Annotated in this window: 8 protein-coding genes; 5 read left to right on the top strand and 3 right to left on the bottom strand. The window is 70.0% G+C overall.

What is annotated here, in order from left to right; all coding sequences use genetic code 11:
- The 3 genes from QAR72_RS15230 to QAR72_RS15240 all read left to right on the top strand — a co-directional run.
- On the top strand, positions 1–645 hold a 645-nt coding region (locus QAR72_RS15230; protein ID WP_304618228.1), incomplete at its 5' end, for a hypothetical protein.
- 27 nt (positions 646–672) lie between these two features.
- On the top strand, positions 673–1,638 hold the full coding sequence (locus QAR72_RS15235) for a hypothetical protein (protein ID WP_304618229.1): 966 nt from the start codon (positions 673–675) through the stop codon (positions 1,636–1,638).
- 23 nt (positions 1,639–1,661) lie between these two features.
- Positions 1,662–2,444 carry an adenylate/guanylate cyclase domain-containing protein gene (locus QAR72_RS15240; RefSeq protein WP_304618230.1) on the top strand — a complete coding sequence of 261 codons (783 nt, stop codon included), beginning with the start codon at positions 1,662–1,664 and terminating at the stop codon, positions 2,442–2,444.
- Here the strand turns inward: QAR72_RS15240 and QAR72_RS15245 are convergent.
- Positions 2,441–2,839: a hypothetical protein gene (locus QAR72_RS15245; RefSeq protein WP_304618231.1), complete on the bottom strand. Its 399-nt coding sequence runs from the start codon at positions 2,837–2,839 to the stop codon at positions 2,441–2,443. The genes QAR72_RS15240 and QAR72_RS15245 overlap by 4 nt on opposite strands.
- Positions 2,840–3,026: 187 nt before the next feature.
- On the opposite strand from QAR72_RS15245, the gene QAR72_RS15250 reads away from it, so the two are divergent.
- Positions 3,027–3,758 carry a Crp/Fnr family transcriptional regulator gene (locus tag QAR72_RS15250; protein ID WP_304618232.1) on the top strand — a complete coding sequence of 244 codons (732 nt, stop codon included), beginning with the start codon at positions 3,027–3,029 and terminating at the stop codon, positions 3,756–3,758.
- A 367-nt stretch (positions 3,759–4,125) separates the two neighbouring features.
- Here QAR72_RS15250 and QAR72_RS15255 read toward each other — a convergent pair whose 3' ends face one another.
- Positions 4,126–4,668, bottom strand: a complete 543-nt coding sequence (locus QAR72_RS15255; protein WP_304618235.1) for a L,D-transpeptidase — start codon at positions 4,666–4,668, stop codon at positions 4,126–4,128.
- Between the two features lie 385 nt (positions 4,669–5,053).
- Here QAR72_RS15255 and QAR72_RS15260 point away from each other — a divergent pair, with 385 nt between their 5' ends.
- Complete coding sequence (locus QAR72_RS15260; RefSeq protein ID WP_304618233.1) at positions 5,054–7,471, top strand: heavy metal translocating P-type ATPase; 2,418 nt, start codon at positions 5,054–5,056, stop codon at positions 7,469–7,471.
- 51 nt (positions 7,472–7,522) lie between these two features.
- On the opposite strand, the gene QAR72_RS15265 is transcribed toward QAR72_RS15260, so the two are convergent.
- Entirely contained in the window at positions 7,523–8,017 is a 495-nt protein-coding gene (locus QAR72_RS15265) for a copper chaperone PCu(A)C (RefSeq protein WP_304618234.1), read from the bottom strand.
- Positions 8,018–8,121: the final 104 nt, after the last annotated feature.

The raw sequence follows: 8,121 nt of genomic DNA on the forward strand, positions 1-8,121 counted from the left end.
CTGGCGCGCTGCCTGTTCAACGCCAAGCGCTTCTACGCGATGCTGGTCTGCCTTGAAGGGCCGGATTTCACCGTCACCCCCTTTCAGCGCCTGCCCGCCGAGAACCAGCCCGGCGCCACCGCGCGCGAGATCGAGGACCAGCGCGCGCGCATCCGGCAGGACATCCTGCCCCTGCGCGATGCCGACCTGATCGAGGCGCTGCATGACGATGACGGCCTGTTCGACCTGTTCCGCGATCTGGGGCCGGATCTGACGATCACCGCCTATGCGTTCAACTTTGTCTCGGCCGAGGGGCCGAACCGCGATCCCGCCCTGATGAACGAGATGAACGACCTGATCTATCGCCGCCTCAGCCTGCAATCCTTCAATGGCGGATCGGTGCCGACGCAGCCGATGTTCGTGACCGCCTCGGAATTCGACCCGGCCCATTACGGGCAGGCGCTGGTCAGCGATTTCTGCCGCCGCGCGGGCTGCGATCCGCAAGAGGGCCTGCCGATGGGCTTTCTGATCTCGACCACGCAGAATCCGTGGCTGTCGCAGGCCGGCGGCGGGCGGGTGCTGCGCAGCCTGCGCGACGCGCTGTCGGACACGGCCAGCGCCGCCGCCCAGGCCGTGATGGCGCGCCACGGCATCACCCCGGCCTGACGGGCCTTCTGGGAAAAGGACCTCAATATGGACCATGATTGCCACCACGACGACGCCCCGCATGGCCCCGATCACGCAGGCCATGGCGGGCAAGGCCACGACGCCACGATGCGTGATCTTATGATGGCGCCGCGCATCGCCAACCACCCCCATCAGCACGCCATGACGCTGGTCGGTCACAAGACGGTCTTTGCCGTCCACATGACCCAGTTCTACATGGAGGAACACAAGTATCAGCTGATCTTCGAGGTGATCCTGCCCCCTGCCATCGCGACCGAACTGGACCGCCACCGCCGCCATCATCCGGGCGACTGGTTCGTCCTGTCGAACGATGAAAACGACCTGTTCACCATTCCCGAACTGGCCAGCGGGCGGCGCCGGTCCTATCGCGCCCAGATCTTCCAGGGCCTGCCGCCCTTTTCCCACCGCGCCGAGGAAGATCCCCATTTCTATCCGTGGAGCCGCGACCGCGTGCGCCCGCTGCTGACCGACTTCACCGTCAAGGTCGGCCGGATCGTGATGTTCCGCCCCTTCGCGCATCACCTGATCCAGCCGGAATTCGCCACCTATCTGATGTGGGGCAAGGGCGACGAGGCGCATCTGACCAACCTTCAGACCGCGCGGTTGCATTCCGGCCCGTTCCAGACCCTGTCCTTCGGCCCCGATTACGACCACGTGCTGAGCCTGCGCGAACGCCCCGACGGGCTGGACGATGCCGCGCTGGAGGCGGGGATGGTCTTTTCCGCGCCCTCGATCCGGTTGCGTCACCACCACGACCACCGCCAATGCCTGCCGCGCACCAATCCGATCACGCCCGACAAGCCGCTGACGCTGCTCTATCGCGGCATCCTGCCCGCGCTGACGGTGATGCCGGGGCCTAGCTTCCTGTTCGGCAGCGCGGTCCTCAGCAGCCCCGACGCGCTGCGCCCCGATCAGGTCAGCCTCGAGGTCAGCCGCACCCCCAAATCGATGATCCTGAAGGACGACGCCTGACAAGGCGCAGAAAGGCAGGCGCCATGATGGAAAAGCACGAAGGCAATGCCGAATTGTGGCACACGGTCTTTGCCAAGGGCCATCCGGTCCTGATCGGCAAGCAGCGGCGTTATCGCCTGCTGCCGGGCCATCCACGCTGCAAGCTGTGCGAGGTGCCGTTCGGCGGCATCGGCGGCTGGATCATGCGCAAGCGCGGGCTGGCCGCATCCGACCGCAATCCGCGCTATTGCACCGCCTGCGACAGCTTTCTGGATGCCTTTCCCGGCGGGGCCGAGGTGCCGATCTCGATGATGATGGTCGATATCCGCAATTCTGTCGCCCTGTCGGGACAGGTCTCGGCCCGCGAATTCGCGGCGCGGGTCGGCGCGCTCAGGGACGACGTGGCGACGATCCTGGACCGGACCGACGGGTTCCTGCTGGAATTTCAGGGCGATTCCGTCTTTGCCGTCTGGCCTCCGGGCTTTGTCGGCCCCGATCACGCGGCCAAGGCGATGAAGGCGGGCGAGCTGGCGCGCCAGATGATCGCCACGCGCAACCGCCCCGAGGACGCGCCGGTCGGCGTGGGCATCCATACAGGCGAGGTCTTCATGGGCACCGTCTCGGGGGCCGGCGGGCGCATCCAGGGCATCAGCGCCTTCGGGCTGGAGGTGAACGTGCTGGCCCGCATCGCCGCCGCCGCCGCGCCGGGCGAGGTTCTGGCCTCGGCTGCGGTCTGGCAGGCGGCGGGGCGCGATCTGTCCGGCGCGAAACGGCGCAGCGCCAGCCTCAAGGGCGTCAGCGAACCGGTCGAGATCGCCGCGCTCTAGGCGGCGGGGGCCTTTAGCGCGGCCGGGCCGGCGGGCTTTGCCGCCGCACGCGGGCGACCGGCGCGCGGCCTCTGCGGCGCAGGGGCAGCAGTGATCGGCATGTCGGGGCGGGCTTGCAGCTCTGGCTCGACCAGATCGCGCTTCACCGGGTCAAGACCGATATCGGGCAGCAGATGGGGCGACAGGCTGGCCAGACGCTCGATCTCGGCCTCCAGCGCAGCCTCGCTCCTGCGGCGTTCGATGGCGGCGCGCAGGCGCCCTGCGGCGTCGGCCAGACCCATCCGGGCCTTCAGGCGGCCCATCCAGCCCATTCGGGGCTGCTGCAGGTCGGGATCGATGGGGCCCGGCATGTAGGTGTTCATCAGCTGCGACATGATCGAGTGGTGGGGAAACATGCTGTCCTCCTCTGGGCTTGGCCCGGTCGCCGGGCCGTGCTGTCTCTTCACCCTGCGCCCGGACGGGGCGTCTGTCTGTTCCGGGCGGAACAGTTCGCGGTTGTTGCCACCGACCGCGCGCAGTATCGTCCGCAGGCCATTTCCGTGACGCGACCCAGCAGGACGACATGACCGGCATCGGCGAAACATGACACAGGACCAGGATCAGCAGGGCGCAGACGGCGCCGAGACGCGCCTGCGCGCGCTGCGGGGCTGCCGCCTGTTCTCGGGCCTCGAACCCGAGACGCTGGCCGGCTTGTCATCGGCCATGCAGCCCATGCGCTGGTCGCAGGGCGCGCTGATCTTTTCGCGTGGCGATCCGGGCGATCTGCTGCTGGCCATCACGCGCGGGCGGATCCGTTTGTCGCTGGCCAGCCCGCAGGGCCGCGAGATCGCGCTGACCACGCTCGGCCCCGGCGATGTTCTGGGCGAGATGGCGGTTCTGGACGGCCAGCCGCGTTCCGCCGATGCCACCGCGCTGGCCGACACGTCCTGCCTGACGCTGACCCGCCCCCGGTTCGAGGAACTGGCCCGGCGCCATGCCGATCTGGGGCTGGCCCTTGCACGGCATCTGGCGGCGCATCTGCGGCAGACGAATTTCCAGATGGAATCCATCGCGCTTTACGACCTGCAGGCGCGGCTGGTGCGCTTTCTGCTGCATGCCCTGGCCCGCGCGCCCGGCAAGGGAACCGAACGCCGCCTGCGGCTGGACCTGCATCAGGGCGAGATCGCGGCGATCCTCGGCGCCTCGCGGCCCAAGATCAACCTGGCCTTCGGCGCGCTGACCCAATCGGGCGCGATCCGGCGCGAGGGCAGCATGCTGGTCTGCGATGTCGAGATGCTGTCGCGGCTGAGCGAGGGCGAACCCGCCCGACCCTGATCCCGGAGCGGCCCGGGCGTGGCGTTTGACCCCGCCACGCCCAACCGTCACCTGCCCCCGTGACCGGGGGAAACAGATCGACCGCCTGCGAACGCTCCGGAACCGGGCCCCCGGACAAGTTGGTGTGGGGCGCAGAGCTTGCCCCGGGGGACCGGAAAACAGACACCATTGACACAATGCAGACAGGCTTTTCGACCTGCGGCAGGCAACGGACCGGCACCGGACCGTTCTCTGCCCGCCCGTTCTGCCCCATCTGCGGCCGCGCTGGCTGTTCCCCAGGGAACAGCGCCGACAGTGCCAGCGCCCGGATGCAAGAAGGCCCCGGCGATGATGCCGGGGCCTTCAGATGACATCCGGTTGGACCGGTTCAGAAGACGTAGACCGGAGTGCCGATGGGCACGCGGTCGAACAGGCTCATCACGGCCTCGTTCCGCATCCTGAGGCAGCCGTTCGAGACCGCACGCCCGATCGAGCCCGGTTCGGTCGTGCCGTGGATGCGGATGGCGGTATCTTGCCCGCGGTCGTTATAGAGATACAGCGCCCGCGCGCCCAACGGGTTCTGCGGCCCGCCCGGCATGCCGTCCTTGTATTTCTCATAGGCGGCGGGGTTGCGGGCGATCATCTCGGGTGTGGGGCGCCAGCTGGGCCATTCGACCTTGCGGCCGATCGTGGCCTTGCCCTTCCAGACCAGCTCGTCACGGCCCACGGCGACGCCGTAGCGGATCGCCCGGCCCGGCGCGATCACGTGATAAAGAAAGAAGTCGCGGCTGACGACGACGATGCTGCCCACCTCGAAATCGTCGCGGATGGCGACCTCGGTCGGGGCATAGGGGTCGGCGGCCTGTGCCAGCGCGACCGAAGGCAGGGCCAGCAGGGGCAGGGTGGACAGCAGCATCTGGCGGCGGTTCATGGCGGTATCCCGTATCATTCCGTCCGGCCAGGATAGCCGCGAAAGGGGGCCGCGCGCAACTCGGCGGCGCTGATGGCGCTTGACGCAGAGGCATCCGAGGCACATCTGTGAACCATGTGCTGCGCAGCCCACCAGAGCGCGCCCGTTCAGGCGCCCCGCCGCGAGGCGGCCCGCCCCCGGCATCTGTGCCGCGGGCGCGGTGATCGCGCCTGCCGCTGCCTGCGCCCGGCCAGCCACCCCCAGACGCAGGCGCCGCGCCGGCCCGGGCCCGACCGGCACCCGCCGCGCGCCGCCTTCCCGCCCCGCGCCGCGCCCGCACATCCGCAGGCCCCTCCCGCCGCCTGAGAAAGCCCGCCCTTCCCGGCCCTTCTCAGCGGACATCACCATGACCCAGACCGACATCATCGACCTTCCCCTGCGCGGCATCTCCTGCGGGGGCTGCGCCTCGCGCGCGACCAAGGCGCTGGCCGCCCTGCCCGGCGTGATCGAGCCAAGCGTGAACCCCATGACCCGCCACGCCCATCTGCGGCTGGACGGGGCGACCCTGGCGCAGGTGCAGGACGCGCTGACCCGCGCGGGCTATCCCGCCGACCTGACCACCACCCGGATCGAGATCGAGGGCATGACCTGCGGCGCCGGCGCCGCGCGCATCCAGCGCGCCCTGGAGGCCCGCCCCGACATCGCCGAGGCGCAGGTGAACCTTGCCACCCGCGCGGCAACGATCAGCCATGCGCCCTCGGCCAGTGCGGGGGATCTGGCCGACATGATCACGCGGCTGGGCTATCCCGCCCGCCCTGCCGGCTCTGGCGAGGCCAAGGCGCCCATCCATGACAACGAGGCGCGCGCTTTGGGCGCCGATGCGCTGCGGGCCGCGCTGCTGACCCTGCCGGTCTTTGTGCTGGACATGGGCGGCCATGCGGTCCCGGCCTTCCACCACTGGCTGCACGGGCTGGTCGGCCACCAGACGCTGTGGCTGATCCAGATGGCGCTGACGGCGGCGGTTCTGGCGGGGCCGGGACGACGCTTCTTCACCACGGGCATCCCCGCCCTGCTGCGCGGCGCGCCCGAGATGAACAGCCTCGTGGCGCTTGGCGCGGGGGCGGCGTTCCTGTTCTCGTCGGTCGTGACGCTGGCGCCAGCGCTGGTCCCCGAAGCCTCGCGCCATGTCTGGTTCGAGGCAGCCGCTGTCATCGCCACGCTGATCCTGACCGGCCGCTACCTGGAGGCCCGCGCGCGCGGCAAGGCAGGCGAGGCGATCCGCCGCCTGATCGAACTGGCCCCCGACGAGGCGCGCCTGATCCGCGACGGCAAGCCGGTCCTCGTGCCGACCGCATCCCTGCGGCCCGGCGATCTGGTCCTGCTGCAACCGGGCGAGCGCGTGGCGCTGGACGGGGTCGTGACCGAGGGTCAGGGCCATGTCGATGAATCCATGCTGACCGGCGAGCCTCTGCCCGCGCTGAAATCGCCGGGCGATGCGGTGACCGGCGGCACGCTGAACGGCGGCTCGGCCCTGACCTACCGGGTGCAGGCGACGGGCGCGGACACGGTGCTGTCGCGGATCGTGGCGATGGTCGAATCCGCTCAGGCGACGCGCCTGCCGGTCCAGGCGCTGGTCGACCGGGTCACGCGCATCTTCGTGCCCGTGGTCATGGCGCTGTCGGCGCTGACGCTGGCCTTGTGGCTGGCCTTCGGCCCGGGTCTGGCCGAGGCGGTCGTGGCGGCGGTCGCCGTCCTGATCATCGCCTGCCCCTGTGCGATGGGGCTGGCCGTGCCGGTTTCCGTCATGGTGGGCAGCGGGCGCGGTGCGGAACTCGGCGTCCTGTTCCGGCGCGGCGATGCGCTGCAAAAGCTGGCCTCGGCCCGCGTGATCGGCTTTGACAAGACCGGCACGCTGACATTTGGTCGCCCTTCGGTCACCGGCATCTGGACCGAGGGCCTGCCGGAGGATCGCGCGCTGGCGCTGATGGCCGCCGCCGAGGCGCAATCCGAACATCCGCTGGCCCGCGCGATCCTGCACGAGGCCGAGGCCCGCGCCCTGCCCCTTCCGCGCGCCGAGGGCGTCAAGGCGCAGGCCGGGCGCGGCCTGACGGCCGAGGTCGATGGCCTCTCGCTGCTGATCGGCAACGAAACGGCCCTGACCGAGGCCGGCATCACCGCCGCCCCGGCCCTGCTGGATCAGACGCAGGCCGCAGCCCGCGCGGGCGCGACCCCGGTTCATCTGGCGGTCGATGGGCGGCATGTCGCCAGCCTTGCCCTCTCGGACAGGGTGCGCCCGGATGCCAGGGCGACCGTCGCGGCCCTGCATGCGATGGGGCTCAGGACGGTAATGCTGTCGGGCGACGTCCCGGCCACCGCGCAGGCGGTGGGCGCCGAGCTGGGTCTGGACGAGGTCAGGGCGGGTCTCTCGCCGCAGGACAAGCTGCAGGCGATCCGCGCGATGGGCGCCGACACGGTCTTTGTCGGGGACGGGATCAACGACGCCCCGGCCTTGGCCGCCGCCGAGACAGGGCTGGCCATCGGCAGCGGCACCGACATCGCCATCGAGGCGGCGGATGCCGTGCTGATCTCTGGCGAATCGGCGGGGGTGGTCCGGGCGCTTCGGCTGTCGCGGGCGGTGATGCGCAACATCCGGCAGAACCTGTTCTGGGCCTTTGCCTACAATACCGCGCTGATCCCGGTGGCAATGGGCGTTCTGGTCCCGTTCGGAGGCCCGGCGCTCTCGCCCATGCTGGGGGCGGGGGCGATGGCCATGTCCTCGGTCTGCGTGATCGGCAACGCGCTGCGCCTGCGCCGCGCGGGCTAGGAGGGCCGCAAAGGCCGGGTCCGGCGCGAACCGGGCCCGGCACGCACGGGCTCAGTGGCCCGAATGATCGTCCTTGCCATGGGCATGGCCGTGATCATGGCCTTCGCCGTGGTCGCCGCCCATGCGCTGGTTGTCCACCACTGCCTCGACCTCCTCAGAGCCGCAATCGCCGAAATCCAGCGTCAGACGCACCACGTCGCCATCCGCCAGAGGCCGCGTCAGGCCCAGCAGCATGACGTGATCGCCGCCCCGGTCCAGCAGCCGCGTTTCGCCTGCGGGGATCGGGAAGCCCTCTTCGACATGGACCATCTTCATCACGCCATCCTCGTGCAGATGGGTGTGCAGTTCCACACGCTCGGCCGCATCCGAGGCGACCGAAAGCAGCGTGCAATCGACCTCGCGGTGGTTTTCCAGCTCCATGAAGACGGCGCCGGTCATAGGATTGGCGCTGCGGGCATAGGCGTCGTTCACATGCATGCCGTCATGTGCCAGCGCGGACAGGGGGGCAAGGGCGATCGCGCCCGCGAAAAAAGCAAGTTTCGTCATTGGTCTTATCCTTGGTCTGTCAGGGTGTTTCCGGTCGGGGATCAGGCCCCGACAGGCGGCCCCCTGACCCGCACCTGCCGCGTCGCGGCGGCGGTGACGGACCC

The sequence above is a fragment of the Paracoccus sp. (in: a-proteobacteria) genome, from assembly GCF_030604785.1.
In the GTDB taxonomy this organism is placed as follows: Bacteria; Pseudomonadota; Alphaproteobacteria; order Rhodobacterales; family Rhodobacteraceae; genus Paracoccus.